Below are 25,285 nucleotides of genomic sequence, written 5' to 3' on the forward strand. Positions count from 1 at the left end.
TGCGAGGATGCTGCGTATGAGTCGTCTGTCATCCGAGTCGTTCCGGCGGCGCCTCGTGCCGATGCGCGGGCGCGATCCCGAGGAGGGTGAGCGCGCTTCCACCCCACTGGAGCTGCTCTTCGACCTGGTCTTCGCGGTCGCGGTCGGCACCTCGGCGTCGCAATTCGCCGGTATGGCGGCCGACGGGCACCTGGTCAGAGGCGTTTTCGGCTTCCTCTTCGCGATCTTCGCGATCTGTGTCGCCTGGATCAGCTTCACCTGGTTCGCGTCGTCCTTCGACACCGACGACTGGCTCTACCGGCTGCTGACGATGTTCATCATGACCGGCGTGGTGATCTTCGCGCTCGGTCTGGCGCCGATGTTCCACTCGATCGACCAGGGCGCCCACGTCGACACCCGGCTGATCGTCATCGGGTATGTCGTCATGCGCATCCCACTGCTCATGCAGTGGTGGCGGGCATCCCGGCAGTCGTCGGACTTCCGGCTCGTCGCGCTACGCAACATCCGGTGGTTGTCGATCGTGCAGGCAGGCTGGGTCGTCTTCGGGTTCGTCTCGATGCCGCTCGCGGTGACCGTGCTGATCGGCATCTTCCTCGGTGCCTGCGAGCTGCTGATCCCGGTGCTCGCCCAGGGCAGCGCGAACGGCACACCCTGGCATCCGGACCACATCGCCGACCGATACAGCGCCTTCGCGATCATCACCCTCGGCGAGGGAGTCGTCGGCACCATCGCCACCTCGCAGGACCTGCTCGGCGGCGCGGCCGGTGACGACTGGAGTTGGAACGCCGTGGCCGTGGTCATCGCCGGGATCGGGCTGACGTTCGGCATGTGGTGGATCTACTTCGCGATGCCGTTCGGCATCTTCCTGCAGCACCGGCCGACATACGGCTACTTCTTCGGCTACGGGCACATCCTGGCCTTCCTCGGGATCGCCGGTGCCGGCGCCGGGCTGCACGTGCTCGGCCTCTACCTGGAGGGTGACTCCGCGCTGTCGGAGACCACCGCGGTGGCGCTGCTCGTCGTGCCGGTCGCGCTCTATCTGGCGACGATCTACACGCTGCACGACGTGCTGATCGGGCGACTCGACCCGCTGCACCTGGTCAACCTGGTGGTCACCGGTGGGCTGCTGGTCGCGGCGGTCGTGCTCGCGGCGGTCGGCGCGCCGATCTCGTTGTGCCTGCTGCTCGGTATGGCGGCCCCCTTCGTGACGGTCATCGCGTTCGAGGGCGGAGCGCACCGTTGGCAGGACGAGCAGCTGCAGCGTCTCAGTGCAGAGTCGTGAGTTGGTCGACCGGCCGCAGCAGAACCGGTGAACGGCGCCGGCGGATGTAATCGATGGTCACGGCGATCAGGCTCGGTCCCCAGAACGCGAGTGGGGCGTAGCAGGCGTACATCAGCACCGCCCAGCCGTCCCACGCGTCGACGTTCGACGGGAAGCCGAAGACGACGGCCATGCCGAAGAGCGTCGCGCCCAACCCGCCGAGCAGCGCGAGCGGAGCGGCGAACAGCACCGGCACCGGGCGTCCACCGACAACCGGCAACCAGCGCGGGAAGGTCTCGCCCCACGACCGGACCAGCCCGAGAGCGAGGAACGCCAGTCCGTCGCTGAGCACGCCGAGCCCGATCAGGTAGCCGGCGCGCATCCACCACGGGTGGCTCATCATGTCGTCCACCGATGCGTCGTCGAGCCCCATCGACGCTCCGAAGATGAGCGGCAGCCGCCACAACGAGGACAGGACCGGGCTGAGTGCGCTGAGGTGGGCCAGGTGCACCATCAGTGGTGATGCGGGTGGGATCGCTGATTTCTTCATGTGGAAGAGCCTCGCGGGCACGGTGCGTTCGCCGCGTCACTCCGCCGAGTGGCGGGCATACCCCGGGAGGGTGATTCCTGTCGGGACACGTCAGCAGGGCCGATAGGGTCTACCCATGAGTAACATCGATGTGACGGTCGCCGGCGGCATCGCCGACGTGCGGTTGGACCGCCCGGAGAAGCTGAACGGCCTCACCCTCCCGATGCTGCGGGACCTCACCGCTGCAGCTCGGAGAATGCGTGCGGACAAGGGGATTCGCGCCGTCATACTCTCCGGGACCGGTGACTCGTTCTGCGCCGGACTCGACTTCAAGACGGTCACCGCCGACCCGAAGCAACTGCCGCTGGGCATGCTGCCGCGGCCGTGGCGCGGCACGAATCTCTTCCAGGAGGCGTGCTGGGCGTGGCGTCGGGTGCCGGCGCCGGTCATCGCGGCCGTGCACGGTCATTGCTACGGCGGCGGCGTGCAGATCGCGCTCGCGGCCGATCTCCGTGTCACCACGCCGGACGCGAAATGGTCTGTGCTGGAAGGCAAATGGGGGCTCATCCCGGACATGACCGGCGTGCGCACGCTGTCCGAGTTGGTCGGCATCGAGACCGCGAAGCGGCTGACGATGACCGCCGAGGTGATCTCCGGTGACGAGGCGGCCCGGCTCGGACTCGTCGGACAGGTCGACGCCCAGCCGTATGACGCAGCCCGCGCGCTCGCCGAGTCGCTCGCGAAGCGGTCTCCGGACCAGCTGGCCGCGACGAAGAAGATCTTCGACCGGTCCTGGCGCTCCTCGCCGCGGCGGACCTTCTCGCGGGAGCGCTGGGAGCAGACCAAACTGCTCCTCGGCACGAACGCCAAGATCGCGCGGGTGTCCGGGCTGAAACGCGAGGACCCGGTCTTCCGCGCCCGCCGCTAGTCACTGCCAAGCACGATCTGCCCCAGAAATATGTCTGCCCCGACGTTCCCGGTGCGGCTAGCTTTGGGCCGCAGGTGCCCCGCGTCGGCAGGTGACGCCGGCGCGGGGCATCCGTCGCAGCGGAAGAGGGATCATGCGAGTTCTGGTGTTGGGAGCGGGTTTCGGCGGTCTGGAGTTGGTGACTCGCCTCTCGGAGGAGCTCGGTGACGACGCCGACGTCGTCCTGATCGACAAGGCCGACGACTTCATCATGGGCTTCTCGAAGCTCGACGTGATGTTCGGCCGCACGACGCCGGACGCGGTGCGGCACTCGTATGCCGATGTGGTCAAGCCCGGCGTCCGCTTCGTGCAGGCGGAGATCCGGTCCATCGACCCGACGCACCGCAGCGTGGAGACCGACGCCGGGCACTTCGACGGTGATGTCCTGGTGGTCGCGCTTGGCGCGGACCTGGACCCTGCCGCGACACCCGGACTCGTCGAAGCCGGGCACGAGTTCTACACGCCCGCAGGCGCTTTCGCGGCCGCGGAAGTGCTCGACTCGTTCACCGGTGGCACGGTGATCGTCGGTGTCACGTCAACGCCGTTCAAGTGCCCGCCGGCACCGAGCGAGACCGTGTTGATGCTGCACGACTTCCTCACCGAACGCGGGCTGCGGGACAAGTCCGAGATCTCACTGGTCATGCCGCTCGGCAGCCCGATCCCGCCGTCACCGGCGGCGTCGAAGGCGTTGCTCGCCGAGTTCGCCGAGCGCGGGATCACCTGGACTCCGGACAGTCTGGTGCGCAGCCTGGACGGCGACCGCGGGGTGGCGGTGCTCGCGGACGGCCGCGAACTGCCCTTCGACCTCTTCCTCGGGGTGCCGGCGCACCGGGTGCCGGCCGTGGTCGCCGAGTCGGGCATGTGTGTCGACGGCTGGATTCCGGTCGATCCGTTGACCCTGGAGACGTCCTACCCCGATGTGTATGCCGTCGGAGATGTCACGAGTGTCGGCACGCCGAAGGCCGGTGTCTTCTCCGAGCGGCAGGCGGGTGTCGTCGCGGACCGGCTGATCGATCGGCACCGTCGGGAGACCGCGGGGGCGACATACGACGGGACGGGACTGTGTTTCATCGAGTTCGGCGGAGATCGGATCGGCCGGGTCGAGGTGACGTTCCGCAGCGGGGAGCCGCCGGTCGGGACCTTCGACGAGCCGTCGCAGGAGCTGCGCAGCCGCAAGGCCGACTTCGGGTCCAGTCGCGCGAAGCGGTGGTTCGGCACCGACTGGGCGAATCACTGACGCAACCACGCTCTGATTGACCGGCAGGGTCCTGCATTGACCGGCATACCGATTCAGCCGAAATTGGTATGCCGCTCAATGCGTCGGTATGCCGGTCAATCAGAGGCACGGAGGATTTGCCGGACCTGCGGCCAGGCGAGGCGGCCCAGCTCACGGTTGGTCTCGTCAGTGCCGCCACGGCGCATGGATTGTCCTGCCGTCACGGGGTTTTCGCCGGGTAGGAGGGTGCGGTGCCCGGCGTCCGCGAGCGAAACATATGCCGTGTCCAGGTCGTGCTCACGGCGGCGCGCGACGATCCGCTCGGCGAAGTCGGTCGACGGCCAGACCTGGTCGTCACCGCCGGCAACTAGCAGCAGCTCATTGATGCGTTCGACCGGGATGGTCGCATTCGCAACGGTTTCCGCGTCCGCTGTACGCAGACTTTGTTCATACATGCCCACGTAGGCCGGCTGATCGGTGTCCGGCTCCCAGCCGAGATCAAAGGGCACGAAGGCAACAGGTTGCCCCTCACGGGTCCAGTGCGAAACCTTGTTGCCGTCCGGGTCGATATAACCCCACGCCTGGGAGCTGGGCGCGAATCCGATGCAGCCGTCAACCCTTTCGTCATACGACGCGGTGAGCAGAGCGGCCTCGGCGCCGAACGACATCCCCGAGATCACCAGTCGATCGCAGTCGGCGGCAAGTCGGTCGAGCGCGCCGGTGAAGGTCTCCAGCGGGACCAGCCGCGGACCGTCCGGTTGTCCCGGGCCGCCGAACCACCGGATCGACATCGCGAGCGCACCGTGGGCGGCGAGTAGCCGGGCGCGGTCGTCGTCGATGCGACCGCTCGAGCCGCCGATCGTGAGCACGCCTGTCCCACAAGGCTTCTCGGGTATGACGAACAGGCCCTCCGGGCCGGTCAGCTGCTCCTCGCGCATGTCCGCAGCCTAGGCGGTGGCGATCCGGGCCGCGCGTTGAGCGAAGACGCCGACCACCAGGCTGATCGCCGCCAGGCCGGCGAACGCCAGGATGACGTCCTGCTCCGGCCAGTGGCCGACGAAGAGCGACACGATCGTCGGCACACAGAACCCGACATAGGTCAGTGAGTAGAAGACGGCGTTGGTCAGGGCCAGATCCGTTGCAGGAGAGGACTGCTCGATCCGGGTGAGGCCGCCGACGATGTTCATCCCGTAGCCGGCTCCGAGCACGATCGACGTGACGATCACCAGCGCGACCGACCCATGCGTCACGGTCACGGCGGTCAGCAGCACACCGGCGAGCGCACCGATCATGCCGAGCACGGTGACCGACCCGGGGTGCTGCGCGTCCATGCGGCGAGCCGGCTGCTGCACCAGGACGCCGGTGCCCAGGGTGAGTCCGCAGATCAGGCCGGTGAAGGCCAGCGCCGCACCGGAGATCTGCTCCCGGACCAGCGTCGGCAGGATCACCATGCTGATCGCCGGGCATGCGAAGACCCACGGCGCCATCGGTGCGATGCGGGTCCAGAAGTGCCCGCTGAGTGCGTAGTTTCCGCCTACGTTGGTTGAGCCTGTCGAAACCACTCGTGGTGACCTCGACAAGCTCGGCCACCGTGTGTTGGTTGTAGGCCACCTTGAGTTGGTTGAGCGGTCCAAGGTGGTTGAGCTTGTCGAAACCACCACCTCCCGCGTGTTCCACACCAGAGCAGCAGCCACGACGGTCAGCACGATGTGCACGACATACGGCAACACCTTCGGAGCAGGCAGCCACTGCGCCATGAAGCCGACCAGGAACGCGCCGCCGCCGAACCCCGCGGACAGCGCGATCGCAGCTCGCCGGGCACCCGTGCCGACCGGGGCGTCGGTGGACAGCTCCTTCACCCACGTGGTGCCCGGTGCCATCGCCGCGCCGGTGCACACGCCATACAGGACACGACCGATGAAGAGCGGCGCCGGCGACGACTCGCCCAGTGCAAGCAGCAGCGACGAGACGGCGGTCAGCACCATGACCGGGCGCATCACCCGGTGGTGTCCGAAGCGGCCACCGAGTTCGGCGGCGATCAGCAGTGCCGGCACAAGTCCCAGGACGTATGCCGCGAACATCGACGTCACCAAGGTCTGCGAGTAGTGATCGGTGTCGCGATAGACCAGCAGCAGTGGCGTGAACTGGTTGGCGCCCCAGCCGACGACGAACATCGCGAAAGCGACGCGGAGCCAGCCGGGAAAGCGCATTGCTCCAGCATGTCAGCGCTGGCTGATGGTGCGACGACTCGTCCCATGAGGTGGCCGAGGAGGCCCGAGCGACCGCGAGGGCCGTCTCGAGGTCCCGGGTCATACTTTGTGGGGTGGGGCAGACTGCAGGGATGAACTTCTACTCGGCATACGACCAGGGCTTCGCCCGTGTCGCCGCGTGCACGGTCCCGACCGCGATCGCCGATCCGGCCACCAACGCCGCCACGATCATCGAGCAGGTGCGGGCGTGCGACGCGGACGCGGTTGCGGTTGCTGCGTTTCCCGAGATGAGCCTGACCGGCTACGCGATCGACGACCTGGTGCTGCAGGACGCCGTGCTCGCCGACGTGGAGCGGGCGATCGGTGACATCGCGGCGGCGACCAGGGACCTGCTCCCGGTGGCCGTGGTCGGCGCGCCGTTGCGCAAGGGGCTGCGCCTGTTCAACTGCGCCGTCGTGATCCACCGCGGCCGCGTGCTGGGTGTCGCGCCGAAGAGCTACCTGCCCAACTACCGGGAGTTCTACGACAAGCGCTACTTCGCGCTCGGCGACGACCAGCGCGGTGAGTCGATCACCGTCGGGGGAGAGGTGGTGCCCTTCGGTCCCGACCTGATCTTCACCGCATCCGACCTGCCGTCGCTGGCACTGCATGTCGAGGTCTGCGAGGACATGTGGGTGCCGATCCCGCCGTCGTCGCTCGCCTCGCTCGCGGGTGCGAACGTGCTGGTCAACATCTCGGGCAGTCCAATCACCGTCGGCCGGGCAGCCGACCGGCAGGCGCTTGCGGCGGCGCAGAGCTCGAGATGCCTTGCGGCATACATCTATGCGGCGTCGGGGTATGGCGAGTCGACCACCGACCTGTCTTGGGACGGCATGACGATGATCCACGAGTGCGGGACGCTGCTCGGCCGGGGCAAACGCTTCCCGCAAGAAGCCACCCGCACGGTCGTTGACGTCGATCTGGATCGGCTCCGCCAGGAGCGGCTGCGTGATGGTTCCTTGGCCGACAACGCACGAACACATAGAGATGCCAGTCGATTCCGGGCAATCGACTTCGAGCTGGACCCGCCGCGCGAGGACATCGGCCTGCGTCGCAAGCTGCAGCGCTTCCCCTTCGTGCCCGACGACCCGGACACCCTCGCGCAGGACTGTTACGAGGCCTACACGATCCAGGTCACCGCGCTCAAGCAGCGGCTGCGCGCGATCGGCGACCCGAAGATCGTCATCGGTGTCTCGGGAGGTCTGGACTCCACCCACGCACTGCTCATCGCGGCGCGCGCGATGGACGAGCTGGGCCGGCCGCGGACCGACATCCTCGCCTACACGATGCCCGGTTTCGCGACCGGCAGCGCGAGCAAGTCGGCGGCGACCGACCTGGCGCAGGCGATGGGAGTTTCCTTCCAGGAGTTGGATATTCGCCCTGCCGCGACGCAGATGCTGCGTGACATGGGACACCCGGCCGGCGACGGTGAGCCGGTCTACGACGTGACGTTCGAGAACGTCCAGGCCGGCCTGCGCTACGACTATCTCTTTCGGATCGCGAACAAGGAGGGCGGCATCGTCCTCGGCACCGGCGACCTGTCCGAGCTGGCGCTCGGCTGGTGCACGTATGGCGTCGGCGACCAGATGTCGCACTACAACGTCAACGCCGGCATCCCGAAAACGCTGATCCAGCACCTGATCCGGTGGATCATCGGTGCAGGGCACTTCGACGAGGCGGCGGCGCACACCCTGCAGACGATCCTGGAGGCCGAGATCAGCCCGGAGCTGGTGCCCGCGGGCGACGACGAGAAGCCGCAGTCGACCGAAGACGCGATCGGCCCCTATGCGCTGCAGGACTTCAACCTCTTCCACCTGTTGCGCTTCGGCTTCCGGCCGACCCGCATCGCGTTCATGTCGTGGCACGCGTGGCACGACGCGTCGGCAGGTGACTGGCCGCAGGGCTTCCCGGAAGGTCGGCGCACGGCATACGAACTGGGCGAGATCCGGTCATGGTTGGAGCTCTTCCTGAAGCGCTTCGCCGCCAATCAGTTCAAGCGCTCGGCGCTGCCCAACGGCCCGAAGGTCGTCGCCGGCGGAGCGCTGTCGCCGCGTGGTGACTGGCGTGCGCCGAGTGACGGCAATGCCGCTGCCTGGCTGCGCGATCTCGAGGCCGGCGTCCCGAAGAGCTGACACTCGTCCTTCGGGTATGTCGAAAGTGCGGTATGGCGCACGTTCGGCATACCCGAGGGGCGCTCAGTGCGGCGAGCGCTCACGGTTCAGGATTGGGAAGGTCACCAGCCCGCCAACCACGAAAAGCATTCCGGCAGCTGAGAATACGGAGTCGACGGGACGGAAACGCATGCCCGCGAGACTCAGGTCCAACCCGTGCAACACGGTGCTGACCAGCCAGCCGGCCGCTGCCATCGACACCAGATTGGCGGCAGTGCTCACGGCGTTGAGCCAGGCGAGGGTCCGCCCGAGCATCGCGGGCGCGACGGTCTTCATCCACAACGGACCGATCAACACGTTGACCAGCCCGATCGGAGCGCCGATCAGTCCGTAGAGCAGCAGCGCGGGTGCGAGCGCGGTGCACCGTGAATAGGCGAGCAACTCGACGCCGGACACGATGAGTCCGATGGCGATCAGCGGTCCGGGTGCCCATCGTCGCGCGAGACGAGGTGCGACCAGCGACCCCAGGACCATGCCGACCGCGTAGAACATCGACAGCACGCCGAGCATCGACGCCGGCTGATCGAGGGCGTCGGTGACGAAGAAGACTTCCAGCACGTTGAGGGCCGCGGCGCCGATCATCGCGATGACGATCGCCGAGCCGATCGCGAGCAGGACCGGTGTGCCGAGCACGACGCGGGCACCCTCGCGTATCGACTCGGACAGGCCGAGTTGAGCAGTCCCGGGATCCGGCGCGGAATCCCATCGCACCCGGGCGAGCAGCCAGGTGCACACGAGGAACGAGACCGCATCGATGGCCAGCGCCCAGCCGACACCCGCGGTGAACATCAACGGTGCCGCGAGCGGTGGCCCGATGATCGCCAGCGTCTGGTTGGCCGCGCCCTGCTGGGCGAACGCGCTGTTGCGCAGGTTCTCCGGGATGGTCGCGGCGATCATCACGCTGCGAGAGGTCATGAAGAACTGGCCAGCCGCGTTCGTGACCATCACCCCGAGGTAGATCCAGACCAACTGCCCGCCGACACCGATCGTGTTGCCGCACAACGGGATCAGCAGCAGGCTGCCGATCGTCACCGCCTGGACGGCGTTGCTCCACAGCAACACCCGTCGCCTGTCGAAACGGTCGGTGTATGCGCCCGCGAGGGGACCGACGAAGAGGACCGGCAGCGCCGCCGCGATCAGCACTCCGCTGACGGCGATCGGGGTCCAGGACCGGTCCGGGGCGATCTCGGTGCTGATCCAGAGCACCACTGTGATGTCGAAGACGAAGTCGCCGAGTCGTGAGACGAGCGAGGCAGGGAAGGCAAGTCGCCAGGCCTGCAGCGACCAGAGCCGCGCTGGAGTGGTGTCGGCGTCGCTCGGACTGGCGACTCGGGAGCTGTCGGGCTGCATGGTCGGCCAGCGTAGAGTCTCACAAATAATTTGCGCAAGAAACTTGCGCAAATTGCTTGTTAGTATGGCGGGTATGGCTCGAAAGCACACACCGACCGATGTCTCGGACCCGCAGCGGTGGCGGGCGCTGGCGCATCCGCTGCGGATGCGGCTCGTGCACGAGCTCCAGGACCGGCCCGCCGCACGAGCCGCCGACCTGGCGGAGGCGGTCGGTGAGCCCGCGAATTCGGTGAGCTTCCACCTGCGTCAGCTGGAGCGTTACGGCTTTGTCGAGCAGGACGACGAGCACGGCTCGGACCGACGCGAGAAGTGGTGGCGCACGACGAACCGCGCCGGCTTCCGTGTCACGGGCACCCCGGACGGCGAGGACCAGGAGTCGGCACGTCGCTTGGTGCAGACGATCGGCGCTCACACCCACGCGGCAGTTGACGACTGGCTGCGGGTCGCCGTCGGTGACGAGGACGTGACCAGCGTCAACCACGATGTGCGCTTCCACCTCACCGACGCTGAATTCGTCCGGTTCCGAAGTGAACTCGGCGAGTTGTACGACCGGTGGCTGTCCGTCAGTCGCGCCCATGACGAGGATCGTGACGGGCTGGTGGACTTCCGGGACATCCGCTTCGGGTGGACCGATCGTCCGGTCGTGGAGGACTGAGCTCGGGCCGACCCTCAGCCCTTGGCCCAGTCCAGGATCCGCCAGCGCTCGGAGCCGTCGTTGCGAACCAGGTAGTAGGTCCACCGCTCGTGGTCGGGCTCGCTGTCGTCGGTGGCGCCCTTGACGTGCTTGAGGGTCGCCACGGTGTGGACCTCGACGCACTTCTTCCAGGCGGACGCGGTCGGGCGGTGGCAGCGTGCGCCCTCGACGGCGGAGTCCGAGTGCAGGATCCGTAGGTCCTCCACGCGGGGGCCGTGCAGGTCCCACCACTTGGCGTCGACGCCGACCTGGTCGCCGACGACGATCGACTTGGCGGCGGAGTAGTCGCGGTCGTTGAGCGCCTGCGCGAAGGTCCGCACGACCTTCGCGGGCGCGTCGGCCGAGGTCGGCACCGGCACCGTGGTGCGCGGTTTGCCCCACAACCACAGGCCGAGGACACCGCACAGGACAGCGATCGCCAGCACGAGCCCGACGATGTTCTGTGCCTTACGCATGTGACGAGTATCAGGGTCAACGCTGATCGAGTGAAGGGCTCCCCGGGAATCGTCGCGTCCTGCACCGTGGCCACTGGCCATCTGCAGGCGACGGTCGTCCACATCCCCGGGCGTGCGCTCGCTGCATACACAGGCGGCTCGGCGGGTGTCGCAGGTGTCAGCAGTGGCGGCTACCGTCGGGATGTGATCGACGCGCAGCCGTGCGGCCGACGGGCGCCAATTGAACACCGGGAGGTGCATTGATGACGTGGGACGAGTCGTCGGTGCAGCTGCACGGCGCCGAGTGGGTGCGGCGCGTCGGTCCCGAGCAGCTGGCGGCGCGGCTGGGCGAGCTCACCCTCGCCCGCGCGGAGCTGTATGTCGACTCCGAGCGCGTGCAGTCGATCAACACCGGCGACCAGGGCAGGTTGTTGCTGGCCACGGTCGAGGGCAACCGACCCCGCCCCTACACCGTGATGATCACGCGCGTCGAGGACTACGACGGCCTGCCCGACTGGCACTCGCGCTGCTCCTGCCCGGTCGCCACCGAGTGCAAACACGTCGCCGCGACGCTGCTCACCGCGCGCGACCATCTCGGCGGCGAGGTCGAGCAGCTGCCGGCCTGGCGCCGCTTCGTCCAGGAGCAGCTGGAGGAGCAGCCCGTCGACCTGTCCGACGACGGTGTCCGGCTCGGGCTGCGGTTGGAGGCGACCAGGGAGTTGCGCGGTCGACGCCGAGTGACCCGGCTGGCGATCCGTCCGGCACACGTGACCAAGGCCGGCAACTGGTCCAAGACCTCGTCCTGGGACGAGATCGCGCTCAATCGCATCCGCCGCCGGTTCAACCTCGCGCAGGCCGACGCCGTCGCCGCGCTCCGCGACCTGATCACGGGACGCGCCCCTCAGTTCGCGCTCGCCCCGGCCCAGCTCTATCTCGATGACTGCGCGGCCGCTCTCTGGTCGGCGCTGCGCGACTGCACCACGGCAGGTGTGGAGCTGCTGCCGGCATGGGGCAGCGCCGACGAGGTCCGGCTGTTGCCCGACCCACTGCGGGTGGCTGCCGACTTCGGTGAGCAACCCGACGGCTCGCTGCTCGGCAGCGCGAGCATCGTCGGGCTGGCCGACCTGTCCGGTGAGACCGTCGTGCTGGGTGACCCGGGGCATGGTGTCGCAGTGGTCGGCCACGACGGCACCATCAGCCTCGCGCAGCTGGAGACGACGCTGAGTCCGGCGTCCCGTGCGTTGCTGCTCGACGGCCCGCTCGAGGTGCCGGCCGAGGACGCCGAGGAGTTCCGTGACCTCTACTACCCGCGGCTGACCCGTCAGTTGCGGCTGGTGGCCAGCGACGGGCTGCCTGTGCCGGAGCCGTTGCGACTGCGCCTGGAGGTCAGCTCGCCCGAGCCGCACGCGGTCCGGGTCATCGCCCGGATGCTGTATGCCGGCAAGCACGCCAAGCCCGTGACGCTGGACGTCTACGACCGGACCAGGGACCGCGTTGCCGAGCATGCACTGGTCGAGCGGGTCGACCCGGCCCTGCGGGAGCTCGGCCTGATGGAGATGATCGGCGGTCTCGGCTGGTGGCCGATGTCGGAGAGCCTGCTGCGCGGGTGGCCGGCGGTGCGACTGGTCGAGGGGCTGGACGAGTTGTCCGACTCCGAGGACATCGAGGTCGTCATCGACGGCGAGCTGCCGGCCTTCGAGGAGAGCACCGTCGCCCCGCAGATCACCATCGGCACCAGCGACCCCAGCTCGACGTCGGCGCAGGAGCAGGACTGGCTCGACCTGCACGTGACCGTCTCGATCGACGGTGAGGAGGTGCCCTTCGCCGAGCTCTTCGCAGCACTCGCACGCGGCGATGAGGCGATGTTGCTCGCTTCCGGCACGTGGTTCTCGCTCGACCGGCCCGAGTTGCTGCAGCTGGAGCGACTCATCGCCGAGGCCCGCGAGCTCTCCGACAAGGAGCGAGAAGGCCTGGCGATCAACCGTTTTCACGTCGGGCTGTGGGAGGAGCTCGAGCAGATCGGCGTCGTCGACCAGCAGAGCGAGCGGTGGACCCGGCAGCTGGAGCGGGTCCGCGGGCTCGACCGCTTCACCGCCCCCGACATCCCCGAGTCGCTGCACGCAACGCTGCGCTCTTACCAGGTCGACGGATTCACCTGGCTCGCCGCGCTCTGGGACTGCGCGCTCGGTGGTGTCCTCGCCGACGACATGGGCCTGGGCAAGACGCTGCAGACCCTCGCCCTGCTCGCCCGCGCCCGGGAGGAGGGTGAGCTCGACGTGCCCGTGCTCGTCGTCGCGCCGAGCTCGGTCGTGGGCACCTGGGTGGGCGAGGCAGAGCGGTTCGCCCCCGACCTGCGGGTGTCGGCGCTGGCGGAGACCAGCCGGCGCCGCGGCAGCACCGTCGTGGAAGCCATCGGTGATGCCCAGGTCGTGGTGACGTCATACGCCGTGCTGCGGCTGGACGCCGAGCAGTTCGCCGAAACCTCCTGGAACGGCCTGGTTCTCGACGAGGCGCAGGCGGTCAAGAACCACACGTCCAAGACCTTCCAGGCGGCCAAGCGGATCGGGGCTCCCTTCACGCTCGCGATCACCGGGACCCCGCTGGAGAACTCGCTGATGGACCTCTGGTCGATGCTGGCGCTCGCCGCGCCCGGTCTCTACCCGCGGCCCGACTTCTTCAAGCAGCGCTACCGCAAGCCGATCGAGCGCGGCGACGCACCGGAGCTGCTCGATCAGCTGCGCCGCCGCATCCGGCCGCTGATGCTGCGGCGCACGAAGGAGCAGGTGGCGAGCGACCTGCCGCCCAAGCAGGTGCAGGTGTTGCCGGTCGAGTTGCGCATCAAGCACCGGCAGACCTACGAGCGGCACCTGCAGCGGGAGCGGCAGCGGGTGCTCGGCCTGCTGGAGGACCCGGACGGCAATCGCGTCGCGATCCTCGCGGCGCTCACCCGGCTGCGACAGCTCGCGCTCGATCCTCGCCTGGTCGACGAAACGGCTGGCGGCACAGATGATTCCGCCAAAGTCGAGTGGCTCGTCGAGCAGATCGGCGAGCTGGCCGCGGAGGGTCATCGGGCGTTGGTCTTCAGTCAGTTCACGTCCTACCTGGAGATGGCTCGGGACGCGCTCGGCCGTGCCGGGCTGTCCACGTCATACCTCGACGGCCGCACCCGCAAACGCCAGCAGGTCATCGACGCGTTCAAGGCCGGTGACGACCCCGCGTTCCTCATCTCGCTCAAGGCGGGCGGTGTCGGGCTGACGCTGACCGAGGCCGACTACGTCTTCGTGCTCGACCCGTGGTGGAACCCCGCGACCGAGGCGCAGGCGATCGATCGTGCTCACCGCATCGGACAGGACAAGCCGGTGATGGTCTATCGCCTGGTCAGCGCCGGCACCATCGAGGAGAAGGTCGTGGCGTTGCAGGAGCGCAAGCGCGAGCTGTTCGAGCGAGTGGTCGACGGCGACGGCGGCGCGGGCGGAGCCATCACCCCCGACGACATCCGCGCGCTGCTGGAGTGAGCCGAAGCCTGGTTACTCATCGGTAAGTATGTCTAGGGTGGTGGTCATGGCTCTCTTCTCCTCGAAACCGTCCAGGTCCTATTCCGCAGCCCGTGTCCTGGTGACCGGCGGCTGCTCCGGACTCGGCCAGGCGCTGGTGAAGCTGCTGGTCGCCGACGGCGCCCGGGTGCTCGTCGGTGACGTGCACGAGACGGCGCCCGAGGGGTCGCTGCCGCCCGGCGTCGACTACGTGAAGCTCGACGTAGCACGGGACGAGGACTGGGACAACGCGCGCAACTGGGTCGAAGGCTCCTACGGCGGTCTCGATCTGCTGGTCAACAACGCCGGCATCGCCGCCGGCGGTCGCATCGACGTCTCCGACATGGACGAATGGCGCCGGATCACCGACATCAACCTGCTGGGTGTGGCACGCGGTTGCCACACCTTCGTGCCGATGATGAAGCAGCAGGGCAGCGGGCAGATCGTCAACACCGCATCGCTCGCCGGGCTGGTCCATGCGCCCGCGATGGCGTCATACAACGCGGTGAAGGCGGGTGTGGTCGCGATCAGCGAGACGCTCCGCTCGGAGTTGTCGCCGTGGGGCATCGGGGTGTCTGTCATCTGCCCGTCCTTCTTCCGCACCAACCTGGCGGAATCGTTCGGTGGCAAGGACGTCGACATGGAGGCGAGCGGTGTCGACATGATCAACAAAGCGCCGCGTTCCGCGGATCAGGTCGCCGCTGTGGCGTTCGCGGGTATGAAGAAGGGCACGCACATCATTCTCACCGACCGCGACGGTCACATCGCGTACGCCACCAAGCGTTACGTGCGACCGGTCTACGATCGAGCCATGAATGCTGCTGGCCGCCAGGTCGGCAAGGGCAAGCCGGCGACGCCGAAGGTCGTCGAGAAGCTCCAAGCACTGGGCAGCAAGAGGAAGTGAGGATCGGATGAGTTCTGTTGCGATCATCGGCGGACACGGCAAGATTGCCATGCAACTCGCGAAACTGCTTGTCGCACAAGGACATCAGGTGCGATCCCTGTTCCGCAACGAAGACCACGCGCCCGAGGTCGCAGCCACCGGGGCCACCCCCGTGGTCGCCGACGTCGAGAATCTCGACGTGCCTGCGTTGCGCGACCTGCTCAACGGAGTGGACGCCGTGGTGTGGTCCGCCGGCGCGGGCGGCGGCAACCCGGCCCGGACCTATGCCGTCGACCGCGACGCCGCGATCCGCAGCATGAACGCAACCGCGGAGCAGGGGATTGACCGCTACGTCATGGTTTCCTACTTCGGGGCATCGACGGATCACGGTGTGCCCGAGGACAATTCGTTCTTCGCGTATGCCGAGGCGAAGGCGGCCGCCGACGAATACCTGCGCGGCACCGGGCTGCGCTGGACCATCGTCGGTCCGAGCCGGCTGACCGACGACGAGCCGACCGGCCGCATCGAGGTCAAGGGACCGGGCCACGAGGACCTGGCCTCCGACTCGGTCACCCGGGCGGACGTCGCGGCCGTGGTGGCAGCGTTGCTGTCCGCGGACAACACCGTCGGTGAGTTCGTGCAGTTCAACAACGGCGACACCCCGATCGCCGACGCCGTCGCCGCCATCAAGCGGCCGAATAAAGCGGGTTGAGTAGCGGAGGAGCGAAGCGGGGGAGCGTATCGAAACCGCGGGTCTCGATACGCAGCCTCGTGCCCCTTCGAGACGTCGCTCGTCCCTCGCGACTCCTCAGGGCACCGCTCGGCTGCTACTCGACCACCTTGAAGTAGGCACCGGCCTTGATGTCGTCCAGCAGGGTCGGGCCGGTCGGAGTCCAGCCGAGCAGCTCACGGGTCCGGTCGGACGACGCAGGCATCTCCATGCCGAAGAACCGGCCGATGAACCCGAAGTGCTCGATCGCGTCGGCGGGATCGACGGACACGACCGGGAGATCCAACCCGGCGCCAATCGCCTCGGCGATGGACCGGGTCGGCACCGCGGTCTCGGCGGTGGCGTGCATCCGGGTCCCTGCCGGAGCACTCTCCAGGCCAAGCCGCACCACGCGCGCTGCGTCCGAGCGATGCACAGCCGCCCAGTTGTTGGTGCCGTCGCCGACGTACCCGGAGACGCCCGTCTTGCGGGCGGCAGCGACGATCAGCGCGATGAACCCGTGGTCGCCTGCGCCGTGCACCGTCGGGGCAAAACGCGCAGCGACAGCGCGCACCCCCTGATCGACGAAGTCGAAGGCGCGGTTCTCACCGCCGCCGCGTGGGGACTGCGGACCGATGAACGGGTTGGCGTCGTCCTCGGTCGCCGCCCGGCCCTGTGCCAGGCCGGCGACACCGGATGCGAAGACGAACGGTCGGTCGCTCCCTGCCAGCACCTCGCCGATCGCCTCGATCGATGCACGCTCGGCAGCATCCGATGCTGCCGGATTGGTCCAATCGTGTTTGTTCGCAAGGTGTATGACGCCTTCGGCCGCGTCGGCTCCCTTGCGGATGGAGTCCAGGTCGTCCAGGTCACCACGGAGCACCGTGACGCCCTTCGCCTCGAGACGCGCTGCGGACGCGTCCGACCGCGCGAGGCCGGTGACTTCGTGGCCGGCCTCGAGCAGGTCGTCGACGGTGGCAGAGCCGATCCAGCCGGATGCTCCGGTGACGAATACGCGCATGGTGTGTCCTTTTCGTTGAGGGGGCTCGCCGCACCGGCGAGTGATGTCATTGCCTGACATCACTTACAGTACACCTGGATGTCAGTGACTGTCATCAGTAGGATCTCGCGTATGGCGCGATGGCAACCCGGAGCACAAGAGCGACTGCAGGCTGCGGCCATGCAACTGTTCACCGACCAGGGTTTCGAGCGGACCACGGTCGCGGAGATCGCTGCGGCGGCCGAGCTCACGGAGCGCACATTCTTCCGGCACTTCGCGGACAAGCGCGAGGTGCTGTTCGCCGGCCAGGACGACTTCCAGGAGCTGTTCACCGACCCGATCGACGCAGCACCCGGCGACACCCCCGCATACGAGTTGATTCGGCGTTCCCTGGCAGGTGCGGGTGGCTTCTTCCCGGACGAGCGACGGCCGTTCGCCCGCGCCCGCGCAGGGATCATCGGCACCGAGTCATCGCTCCAGGAACGCGAACTCGCGAAGCTGGCAGCTCTGAAGATCCGGCTCGGTGAGCTGCTCCGGCAGCGTGGCATCAGCGAGCCGTCAGCCACCCTCGCAGCCGAGATGGGCGTGACCGTCTTCCACCTGTCGTTCCAGCAGTGGATCGCCGAGGGTGAGCAACGCAGCCTGTCCGAGATCGCGCGCGAGCGACTCGACGCGATGGCGGCGCTGGTCTCCGCCTGATCAGCGGCCGGGACCCTGGCCGGAATCCTCGCCGGCGGGGGCGTTCCCAGTCGGTGCCCCGCCGCTGTTTCCCGCGGGCCCGTTGCCGTTGGGCGCACTGGTGTTTCCCGGGTTGCCAGTCGTGCCACCGGAATTGCCCGGCGTGCCGTTCTGGCTCCCGGTGCCGCCGGGGAATCCGCCCTTGAAGTTGCGGGCGTTCCCGAAGCCGCCACCCATCCCGCCGCCAATGCCTCCTCCGGTGCCTGAGGACACCGTGGCGGACGCTGAGATCGCTCCCGCGGAGGACAACCCGATGGCGAGCGCAGCAACCACTGCGGTCTTCTTGCCGGACCACCGCGGCTGGCGCAGCACCGGTGCCGTCGGGGGTTGAGTGCTTGGCGGCGGGGTCGGCAACTCGTGGTGCTCCTGCGTCATGGCTTTGCTTCCTTCATCGATCGGGGCATGGTGGATTCCGTTGTCGGACAGCACGATTGCGCCGATCGCTGTGGTCATTCTTTGAAGCAGCGCTGCTATACCTGGCAACAGATGCATGTCGGCTGAACGCTCACGGACAGCCCAGGCGACAGGCACAGGGTCGCCACAATCAGCCTGGGCACGGTTCTTGGCATGGACTCAGCAGCCGCGCAGTTGCGCACCTCGGATCAGACAGTGCGCAGGGATGCGCCGGGCGACATACACCGCTCGGGAACCGCTGCGAGCAGTGGACGACTTGCTCGATGGTGGCGCGGGCATCCGGAGGACCCGTCCTGGGCGCGCCCGTCGATGTTCGCCCTGCTCGTCGCGACAGCCGTCGTTTACTTCTACAACCTGACCGCCAATGGATGGGCGAACTCGTTCTATTCGGCTGCGGCACAGGCGGGTTCGGTCAATTGGGAAGCCTTCTTCTTCGGTTCGTCCGATGCCGCGAACTCCATCACGGTCGACAAGCCGCCGGCGGCGCTGTGGGTGATGGCGTTGTCGGTGCGGGCCTTCGGACTGAACTCGTTCGCGCTGCTGATGCCGGAAGTGCTGATGGGTGTCGCAACCGTCGGCCTTGTCTACTCGATGGTGCGTCGACATTTCGGCGCCGGTGCGGGCCTGCTCTCCGGGGCGGTCCTCGCGTTGACACCCGTCGCGGCGTTGATGTTCCGATTCAACAACCCGGACGCGCTCCTGGTGCTGCTGATGACGCTCGGCGCATGGGGCACCATGCGAGCCATCGAGAAGGGTTCGATCCGCTGGATGGCGTTCGTCGGGATCTTCCTGGGCTTCGGCTTCCTGACCAAGACCTTCCAGGTCTTCCTCGTCATACCCTTCCTCGGGATCGCCTACCTGGTCGCAGCACGCACGGACCTGAAGCGAGGCATCCTCGGCCTGCTTGCCGGACTCGGCGCGATGATCGCGGCCGGCGGCTGGTGGGTGCTCATCGTGCAGCTTGTGCCGGCCAGTGCCCGGCCGTACATCGGTGGCAGTCAGGACAATTCGTTCTGGAATCTCACGTTCGGGTACAACGGCTTCGGGCGGCTGAGTGGCAACGAGACGGGCTCCGTCGGCGGTGGCGGTGGACCCGGCGGAGCCGGTGGCGGCATGTGGGGCGTCACCGGGCTGACCCGGATGTTCGGCTCCGAGGTCGGCAGTCAGATCTCCTGGCTGCTGCCGTCGGCGCTGATCCTGCTCGGCGTCGGCCTCTTCCTGCGCGGCAGGAGACCGCGCACCGACGCCCGACGAGCGGCATACCTCGTCTGGGGCGGCTGGCTGCTCGTCACCGGGCTCACCTTCTCGTTCATGGCCGGCATCTTTCATCAGTACTACACGGTGGCGATGGCGCCGGCGATCGCCGCGCTCGTCGGCATGGGTGCCGCGGAAGCGTGGGAACGCCGGCACCTGCCGATCGGTTCGATCACACTCGCCGTCACGACCGCCGCCGCAGCCACGTGGTCGTTCATCCTGCTGACACGCATTACGGCATACGGAGACTGGCTGCGCACCTCTATCCTCGCCGTCGGTATGGCGTCGGCGTTCCTCCTGCTGGCGCTGAACTGGTTGCACCGCAAGGCGATTCCGCTGGTGCTGACCGGGGCGATCGCGGCCGGACTCGCCGGCCCGGCGGCATACACCTGGAGCACCGTGAACTCCGCGACGACCGGGTCGATCCCGACTGCGGGACCGGACGGAATGGGCGGGTCCGGTGGCGGACCAGGCGGTGGCGGCCCCGGCGGAGGCGGCGGCTTCCCCGGCGGCAATGCCGCGGGACGGACAGCTCCGGGCGCGACGACCGCACCGGGCGGGACGACGGGTCGCACCGCAGGAGGGATGGGTGGCCTGCTCAACGCGAGCACCCCGGGCACTGCGGTGACATCCGCGCTGCAGGCCAACGCCGATGACTACACCTGGGTCGCGGCAACCATCGGCAGCAACAACGCGGCCGGCCTGCAGCTCGCGACCGAGGAACCGGTGATGCCGATCGGCGGTTTCAACGGCAGTGATCCGTCGCCGACACTCGCGCAGTTCCAGAGCTACGTGAAGGCCGGCAAGATCCACTACTTCCTCGCTGGCGGTGTCGGCGGCGGGAGCCAGATGGGCGGCTCGAACGTCGCGCAGCAGATCACCAACTGGGTGGAAGCGCACTACAAGAAGGTGACGATCGGGGGATCGACCTTCTACGACCTGACCCAGCCGACCAGTTCCTCGTCCGCGAACTGAAAGGCCTGTGATGAAAACCGCGATAACAGAGTGTGATTCAGGGCGGGACCGTGGCCGGTGGGACCCGCGGCACACGGTCCTCGACGTCGTCATACCGGTCCACAACGAGGAGCACGTGCTCGCGGCGAGCGTGCGCACGGTGTTGCACCTGCTGCGCGAGCAGTTCCCCTATCCGTTCCGGATCACGATCGCCGACAGCGGCTCGACCGACGGGACGCTGCGGGTGGCCCGCCGGCTCGCCAGCATGGTGCCGGAGGTGCGGGTGCAGGTCATGAGCCGGAAGGGGCGCGGACTCGCGCTCAAGCAGGCATGGTCGACGTCCGACGCCCTGATCCTGGCCTACATGGACGTCGACCTGTCCACCGATCTCAGCGCGTTGTTCCCGCTGGTGGCGCCACTGATGTCCGGGCATTCGGATCTGGCGATCGGGTCGCGTCTTACCCACGGCTCCCATGTCGTTCGCGGGGCGAAGCGCGAATTCATCTCTCGCAGTTACAACTTCATCCTGCGTCAGTCGCTCCGGGTGCGCTTCACCGATGCACAGTGCGGCTTCAAGGCGATCCGCAGCGACGTGGCACGTGCGTTGCTCCCGCTGGTGCAGGACGACACGTGGTTCTTCGACACCGAGTTGCTGACTCTCGCCGAGCGGGCGCGACTGCGGATCCACGAGGTGCCGGTCGACTGGTATGACGATCCGGACAGCCGAGTGCACATCGCAAGCGCCGCACGCGACGACCTGCTGGGTGTATGGCGCCTGCTCCGATCCCGCTCAGAGGCTGACCCGCAGCTCCAGAGTCTTCGAAAAGACTTGGGGCGACTGGGCATCGACGAGTCAGTACCCACTATGTAGCACCCGGTTTCAGACACGTCCGGCAACGGGCGGCTCAGTCGGGCTCGGGCGGCTCCTCGGCTCCGTCGCGTTCGTCCCGCTCCGCCCACTCCAGCAGGGTGTCCAGCCGGAACGCCTCGTCGTCGATCCCTTCGGTGAGGTCACCGCGCTCGGCATACCGCTGCGGCACCGTCGCAATCGTGCACTCCTGCGGCTCGATGTCGTCGAGTTCGTCCCAGGTGAACGGCGTCGAAACGGTGGCCGAGGCGTTGCCGCGCACGGAGTAGGCCGCCGCGATGGTGTGGTCGCGGGTGTTCTGGTTGTAGTCGACGAAGACCATCCGCGGGTCGCGATCCTTGCGCCACCAGGTCGTTGTGACGTCGTCCGGCATACGTCGCTCGACCTCGCGGGCGAAGGCAAGGGCGGCCCGGCGAACGTCCTGGAAGCCCCACTCCGGCTCGATGCGGACATAGACGTGCAGTCCGGAGCCGCCCGAGGTCTTCGGATAGCCGGTGATGCCCAGTTCGTCGAGCAACTCGTGGGCCACTCGTGCCGTTCGCCGGACCCTTTCGAATGGCGAGTCCGGCATCGGGTCGAGGTCGATCCGCCACTCGTCCGGGCGTTCGACGTCGAACCGCCGCGAGTTCCACGGGTGGAACTCCACGGTGGACATCTGCACCGCCCAGATCACCGAGCCGATCTCGGTGACGCACAACTCGTCGGCCGTGCGGTTCCATCGCGGGAAGTGAATCTCGACTGTTTCCAACCAGTCCGGTGCACCGCGCGGCACCCGCTTCTGGTGCACCTTCTCCCCGCTGACCCCCGTCGGATAGCGGTGCAGCATCGTCGGCCGGTCCCGCAGCGCACGAACGATGCCGTCGCTCACCGACAGGTAGTAGTTGGCCAGATCGAGCTTGGTCTCGCCGCGCTCCGGGAAGTAAACCCGGTCCGGGTTGGAGATCCGGATGGTGTGCTCGCCGGCTTCGACCTCGGCGGCGGGCTTGCTCCGCTTGGCTGCCATCCGCCCAACCTAGTCCGCCCGGTCGTTTTCCGCCGCTGCTCGGAGAGCTTCCAGCCGGTCGTCCCAGGACTCGGCAAGGTCACGCAACCAGGACGAGGCGGCATACAGGGCGTCGGGCACGACGACATACCGTATGGCGCGCCCGGCCCGTTCGCGGCGTACGAGCCCCGAGTCCTCAAGAACGGCAAGGTGTTTCATGACAGCCTGCCGACTGATCGGTAGCGCCTTCGCAATGTCGCTCGCCGACCCGCCTCCGTTGCGGGCGACGAAGGTCAGCACCGAACGCCGACTTGCATCGGTCAGTGCGGTGAAGACCTTCGTCGCGGCCGGTTCCTCGCTCACGCGGCCTCGGACGCCTCGCGCAGGGCGCCCAGTTGGTTCTCCCAGCCGCTGGTGTTGTCGCGGAACCCGGCGGCGCGAGTCTCGTCGTCGACGGCGAGTGCGGCGAAGCCGGTCTCCAGCACCCGCACTGTGACCACGCCTTCGCTCTCGGCGAGGAAGAACTCGATGAGTGTCGAATTCGCTTCGGTGAGAGGTATATCCGGCGTTGTCGGCGCCCACCGGAACGAGCAGTAGTCCTGCGGCTGGTTCTCGACGGCCTGCACCGGATAGCGCTTCTTCGTCGCTTCCGGCGGGTCCTGAATGCCGTCGGGCCCGTCGCCCAGCCACCAGCCGGGCGAACTCACCAGCGTCCACACCCGGGCCAGCGGTGCGTTGATCTCGACGACGTTCTCGATGCGGTCCGGTGTTTGTGTCATGCCGGTCATGGTGGCTCCTCGGATCGTTTGATGTAACCCGATGGTTGCACAACCTTTCGCGATAGAGCAACCAGTGGGTTGCATATCGCTGGGCGGCCGCTCCTTCGCTCAGCCCACGACCTCACCGGCGGCGTGTGTGGCAGCCAGGTCGACATACACCGAACCGTTCAGCTGTATGCCGGCACGCTCCTCGTCGCTCAGCTCGCGGCGCACCTTCGCGGGCACGCCGGCGACCAGCGACCCGGCCGGCACCTGCATGCCCTCGGGCACGACCGCACCTGCCGCGATCAGCGAACCCTCCCCGATCACAGCGCCGTTCAGCACCCGCGAACCCATCCCGACCAGGACGTCGTCGCCGATCGAGCAGCCGTGCAGGGTCGCGTTGTGACCGACCGAGACCCGCTCGCCGATGCGCAGCGGGCTGCCCGGATCGGCGTGCAACGAGCAGTTGTCCTGGATGTTGCTGCGCGCCCCGACCGCGATCGACTCGATGTCGCCGCGGACAACGGCGCCATACCAGATGCCCACCTCCGCGCCGAGTTTCACGTCGCCGATCACGGTGGCGTCCGGCGCGATCCACGCGGAGTCGTCGACGGTGGGTGTCTTGTCCTGGATGCGGATGATCGTCATCCCGACACGGTATCCGCCGGCGACAGGTGCACCCGCTCGTGCGACCAGCGTCGCCGGATCCACCGGTCATGGCTGGCGAGTATGACGGTGACCGGGCTCGCGTCCAGCGCTTGCTCCAGCTCGTCCACGAGTGCCAGGGACAGGTGGTTGGTCGGCTCGTCCAGCAGCAGCAGGTCCGGTTGCCGGGCGATCAGCAACGCCAGCTCGACCCGGCGTTGCTGGCCGAGGCTGAGGTCGCCGACGGGACGCGAATGGTCCCGCGGATGCAGCAAACCCAGTGATGACAACGATATTCGCGCATCCGTGCCCTCGAAGAGCGCGGCTGCCGTCGCCGACGGGTCCGGCAGTGACACGTCCTGCGTGAGCAGTCCGACCTGCCTGGCGCGCACCTGGACATCACCGGTGGCCGGTGTGCACCGCCCGGCGATCACATCGAGCAGTGTCGACTTGCCGGCTCCGTTGATGCCGGTCACCAGCAGGTGCTCACCGGGCGCCACGTCGAGTCGCTCGCACCGCAACCGGCCGGGCACGACCACATCGCGCAACAGCACGTTCGCGATCGGTTGCCGGTCGAAGGACCCCGAGAACTCCATCACCGCAGGAGGTTTCGGGATCCGCTCGCGCTCCAGCAACTCGATGCGCTGCTCAGCGTTCCGCCGCCGGCGACTCACGGTCGCCTGCACCCGATGACCCTTGAAGGCGTAGATGAACTTGTCGTTGTCCCGCGGGCCGCGGTTGTGCGCGATGTCGGTATTCGTCGTGCGAGTGGCCGCGCGCAACGAGTTGAGCTCATCCTGCTGAGCCTCGAACTCCTCCTGCCACCTGTCCCGCGATGCCTGCTTCGCAGCCAGGTAGTCACTGAAGTTGCCGGAGAAGAGCCGCCCGCCGCGACCGTCGGTGCCGAAGTGCGACGGGTCGAGGTCGACGATCGAGGTGCACACACGGTCCAGGAACACTCGGTCGTGCGACGCGACCAGCGTCGCACTGCCTGTCGAATTCAGTTCCTGCTCAAGGAAATCCAGTGCGTCGTCGTCGAGATGGTTGGTCGGTTCGTCGAGCAGCAGCACCTCCGGGCGCCTGGTCAACAACGCAGCCAGCGCCAGCCGAGACCGCTCACCACCGGACATCGACCCGACCGTGCGCTCCCGGTCGAGCGTTCCCAGCCCGAGTCGATGCGCCGCGACCTCTGCGCGCCGGTCGGCGTCCCACGCGTCGTGCAGTATCGCCCAGTCCAGCAAGCGCGCGTAGTCCGCGGCCGCGTCCGGATCGTCGTCGAGTCGAGCGGCGAGTGACTCCAGCCGCTCGATGCCCTGGTGCAGTGGAGCGAGGGCGGCATACATGACCTCGGCGATGGTGGCCGACGGGTCCAGTCCGCTGTCCTGGCTGAAATAGCCCGCGTCCTCCGGGATGCGGACCTCGCCGCCGTCCGCGTCGTGCAACCCGGCGACGACCCGCATCAACGTCGACTTGCCCGAGCCGTTCTCACCGACCAGACCCACGGTCGCACCGGGTATGACGGACAGGCTGACCCCGTCGAGGACGCGACGATCGGCATACGAGACAACAAGGTCGGAGATCTGCAAAGACATGAGGGATCCGTTCCACGAGATGTGGCGAACTCGCCGGGCAGCAGGCCGCGGACGCGAGCGATGACGGATCAGTGCTTCATA

The 25,285-nt window shown here is 67.8% G+C and carries 23 protein-coding genes; 11 read left to right on the top strand and 12 right to left on the bottom strand.

The genetic code is table 11. The features are described 5' to 3' along the window. Positions 1-16 precede the first annotated feature (16 nt). A complete protein-coding gene (locus tag ACSZL9_RS12755) occupies positions 17-1,282 on the top strand; it encodes a low temperature requirement protein A (protein ID WP_446665883.1) in 1,266 nt (421 codons plus the stop codon). On the opposite strand, the gene ACSZL9_RS12760 is transcribed toward ACSZL9_RS12755, so the two are convergent. Beyond that, on the bottom strand, positions 1,266-1,811 hold the full coding sequence (locus tag ACSZL9_RS12760) for a hypothetical protein (protein WP_446665884.1): 546 nt from the start codon (positions 1,809-1,811) through the stop codon (positions 1,266-1,268). The genes ACSZL9_RS12755 and ACSZL9_RS12760 overlap by 17 nt on opposite strands. Positions 1,812-1,926: 115 nt before the next feature. Between ACSZL9_RS12760 and ACSZL9_RS12765 the strand changes: the two genes are divergently transcribed. After that, complete coding sequence (locus ACSZL9_RS12765) at positions 1,927-2,718, top strand: crotonase/enoyl-CoA hydratase family protein (RefSeq protein ID WP_446665885.1); 792 nt, start codon at positions 1,927-1,929, stop codon at positions 2,716-2,718. Between the two features lie 133 nt (positions 2,719-2,851). Continuing rightward, positions 2,852-3,994, top strand: a complete 1,143-nt coding sequence (locus tag ACSZL9_RS12770) for an NAD(P)/FAD-dependent oxidoreductase (protein ID WP_446665886.1) — start codon at positions 2,852-2,854, stop codon at positions 3,992-3,994. Between the two features lie 95 nt (positions 3,995-4,089). On the opposite strand, the gene ACSZL9_RS12775 is transcribed toward ACSZL9_RS12770, so the two are convergent. Next, a complete protein-coding gene (locus ACSZL9_RS12775; RefSeq protein WP_446665887.1) occupies positions 4,090-4,911 on the bottom strand; it encodes an alpha/beta fold hydrolase in 822 nt (273 codons plus the stop codon). A 9-nt stretch (positions 4,912-4,920) separates the two neighbouring features. Next, entirely contained in the window at positions 4,921-6,183 is a 1,263-nt protein-coding gene (locus ACSZL9_RS12780; RefSeq protein ID WP_446665888.1) for an MFS transporter, read from the bottom strand. A gap of 131 nt (positions 6,184-6,314) precedes the next feature. On the opposite strand from ACSZL9_RS12780, the gene ACSZL9_RS12785 reads away from it, so the two are divergent. After that, entirely contained in the window at positions 6,315-8,354 is a 2,040-nt protein-coding gene (locus tag ACSZL9_RS12785) for an NAD(+) synthase (protein ID WP_446666365.1), read from the top strand. A 63-nt stretch (positions 8,355-8,417) separates the two neighbouring features. Here the strand turns inward: ACSZL9_RS12785 and ACSZL9_RS12790 are convergent, their stop codons facing one another. Beyond that, the gene (locus tag ACSZL9_RS12790) at positions 8,418-9,743 is read right to left on the bottom strand and encodes an MFS transporter (protein WP_446665889.1); all 1,326 of its coding nucleotides are present in this window, start codon (positions 9,741-9,743) and stop codon (positions 8,418-8,420) included. A gap of 73 nt (positions 9,744-9,816) precedes the next feature. Here ACSZL9_RS12790 and ACSZL9_RS12795 point away from each other — a divergent pair, with 73 nt between their 5' ends. After that, positions 9,817-10,398, top strand: a complete 582-nt coding sequence (locus ACSZL9_RS12795) for a helix-turn-helix domain-containing protein (protein WP_446665890.1) — start codon at positions 9,817-9,819, stop codon at positions 10,396-10,398. A 14-nt stretch (positions 10,399-10,412) separates the two neighbouring features. On the opposite strand, the gene ACSZL9_RS12800 is transcribed toward ACSZL9_RS12795, so the two are convergent. Further along, complete coding sequence (locus ACSZL9_RS12800; RefSeq protein WP_446665891.1) at positions 10,413-10,892, bottom strand: hypothetical protein; 480 nt, start codon at positions 10,890-10,892, stop codon at positions 10,413-10,415. A gap of 242 nt (positions 10,893-11,134) precedes the next feature. Between ACSZL9_RS12800 and ACSZL9_RS12805 the strand changes: the two genes are divergently transcribed. Genes ACSZL9_RS12805 through ACSZL9_RS12815 form a run of 3 tightly spaced genes read left to right on the top strand, consistent with a single transcriptional unit; the run spans position 11,135 to position 15,999 of the window. Next, complete coding sequence (locus ACSZL9_RS12805; protein ID WP_446665892.1) at positions 11,135-14,386, top strand: DEAD/DEAH box helicase; 3,252 nt, start codon at positions 11,135-11,137, stop codon at positions 14,384-14,386. A gap of 46 nt (positions 14,387-14,432) precedes the next feature. Beyond that, entirely contained in the window at positions 14,433-15,308 is an 876-nt protein-coding gene (locus tag ACSZL9_RS12810) for an SDR family NAD(P)-dependent oxidoreductase (protein ID WP_446665893.1), read from the top strand. A gap of 7 nt (positions 15,309-15,315) precedes the next feature. Further along, positions 15,316-15,999, top strand: a complete 684-nt coding sequence (locus tag ACSZL9_RS12815) for an NAD(P)H-binding protein (protein ID WP_446665894.1) — start codon at positions 15,316-15,318, stop codon at positions 15,997-15,999. 115 nt (positions 16,000-16,114) lie between these two features. Here the strand turns inward: ACSZL9_RS12815 and ACSZL9_RS12820 are convergent, their stop codons facing one another. Beyond that, positions 16,115-17,017 (bottom strand): SDR family oxidoreductase, encoded by a 903-nt coding sequence (locus tag ACSZL9_RS12820; protein WP_446665895.1) that lies wholly within the window; start codon positions 17,015-17,017, stop codon positions 16,115-16,117. A 111-nt stretch (positions 17,018-17,128) separates the two neighbouring features. On the opposite strand from ACSZL9_RS12820, the gene ACSZL9_RS12825 reads away from it, so the two are divergent. Then, positions 17,129-17,695 carry a TetR/AcrR family transcriptional regulator gene (locus tag ACSZL9_RS12825; RefSeq protein ID WP_446665896.1) on the top strand — a complete coding sequence of 189 codons (567 nt, stop codon included), beginning with the start codon at positions 17,129-17,131 and terminating at the stop codon, positions 17,693-17,695. Here the strand turns inward: ACSZL9_RS12825 and ACSZL9_RS12830 are convergent, their stop codons facing one another. Beyond that, positions 17,696-18,109 carry a hypothetical protein gene (locus tag ACSZL9_RS12830; RefSeq protein ID WP_446665897.1) on the bottom strand — a complete coding sequence of 138 codons (414 nt, stop codon included), beginning with the start codon at positions 18,107-18,109 and terminating at the stop codon, positions 17,696-17,698. Positions 18,110-18,301: 192 nt separating this feature from the next. Here ACSZL9_RS12830 and ACSZL9_RS12835 point away from each other — a divergent pair, with 192 nt between their 5' ends. Both ACSZL9_RS12835 and ACSZL9_RS12840 read left to right on the top strand, forming a co-directional pair. Next, positions 18,302-20,377: an ArnT family glycosyltransferase gene (locus ACSZL9_RS12835; RefSeq protein WP_446665898.1), complete on the top strand. Its 2,076-nt coding sequence runs from the start codon at positions 18,302-18,304 to the stop codon at positions 20,375-20,377. 10 nt (positions 20,378-20,387) lie between these two features. Then, positions 20,388-21,227 carry a dolichyl-phosphate beta-glucosyltransferase gene (locus ACSZL9_RS12840; protein WP_446665899.1) on the top strand — a complete coding sequence of 280 codons (840 nt, stop codon included), beginning with the start codon at positions 20,388-20,390 and terminating at the stop codon, positions 21,225-21,227. A gap of 34 nt (positions 21,228-21,261) precedes the next feature. Here ACSZL9_RS12840 and ligD read toward each other — a convergent pair whose 3' ends face one another. From ligD to ACSZL9_RS12865, 5 genes are all read right to left on the bottom strand, one after another. Beyond that, entirely contained in the window at positions 21,262-22,227 is a 966-nt protein-coding gene (gene ligD, locus ACSZL9_RS12845; protein WP_446665900.1) for a non-homologous end-joining DNA ligase, read from the bottom strand. Positions 22,228-22,236: 9 nt separating this feature from the next. Beyond that, positions 22,237-22,569: an ArsR/SmtB family transcription factor gene (locus ACSZL9_RS12850; RefSeq protein WP_446665901.1), complete on the bottom strand. Its 333-nt coding sequence runs from the start codon at positions 22,567-22,569 to the stop codon at positions 22,237-22,239. Next, a complete protein-coding gene (locus ACSZL9_RS12855) occupies positions 22,566-22,985 on the bottom strand; it encodes a hypothetical protein (RefSeq protein ID WP_446665902.1) in 420 nt (139 codons plus the stop codon). The genes ACSZL9_RS12850 and ACSZL9_RS12855 overlap by 4 nt, the downstream gene beginning before the upstream one ends. Positions 22,986-23,093: 108 nt before the next feature. Beyond that, the gene (locus tag ACSZL9_RS12860; protein WP_446665903.1) at positions 23,094-23,615 is read right to left on the bottom strand and encodes a gamma carbonic anhydrase family protein; all 522 of its coding nucleotides are present in this window, start codon (positions 23,613-23,615) and stop codon (positions 23,094-23,096) included. Further along, complete coding sequence (locus ACSZL9_RS12865) at positions 23,612-25,204, bottom strand: ABC-F family ATP-binding cassette domain-containing protein (RefSeq protein WP_446665904.1); 1,593 nt, start codon at positions 25,202-25,204, stop codon at positions 23,612-23,614. Before ACSZL9_RS12865 ends, ACSZL9_RS12860 begins: the two co-directional genes overlap by 4 nt. Between the last annotated feature and the right edge of the window lie 81 nt (positions 25,205-25,285).

This window comes from Flexivirga sp. B27 (assembly GCF_052905685.1).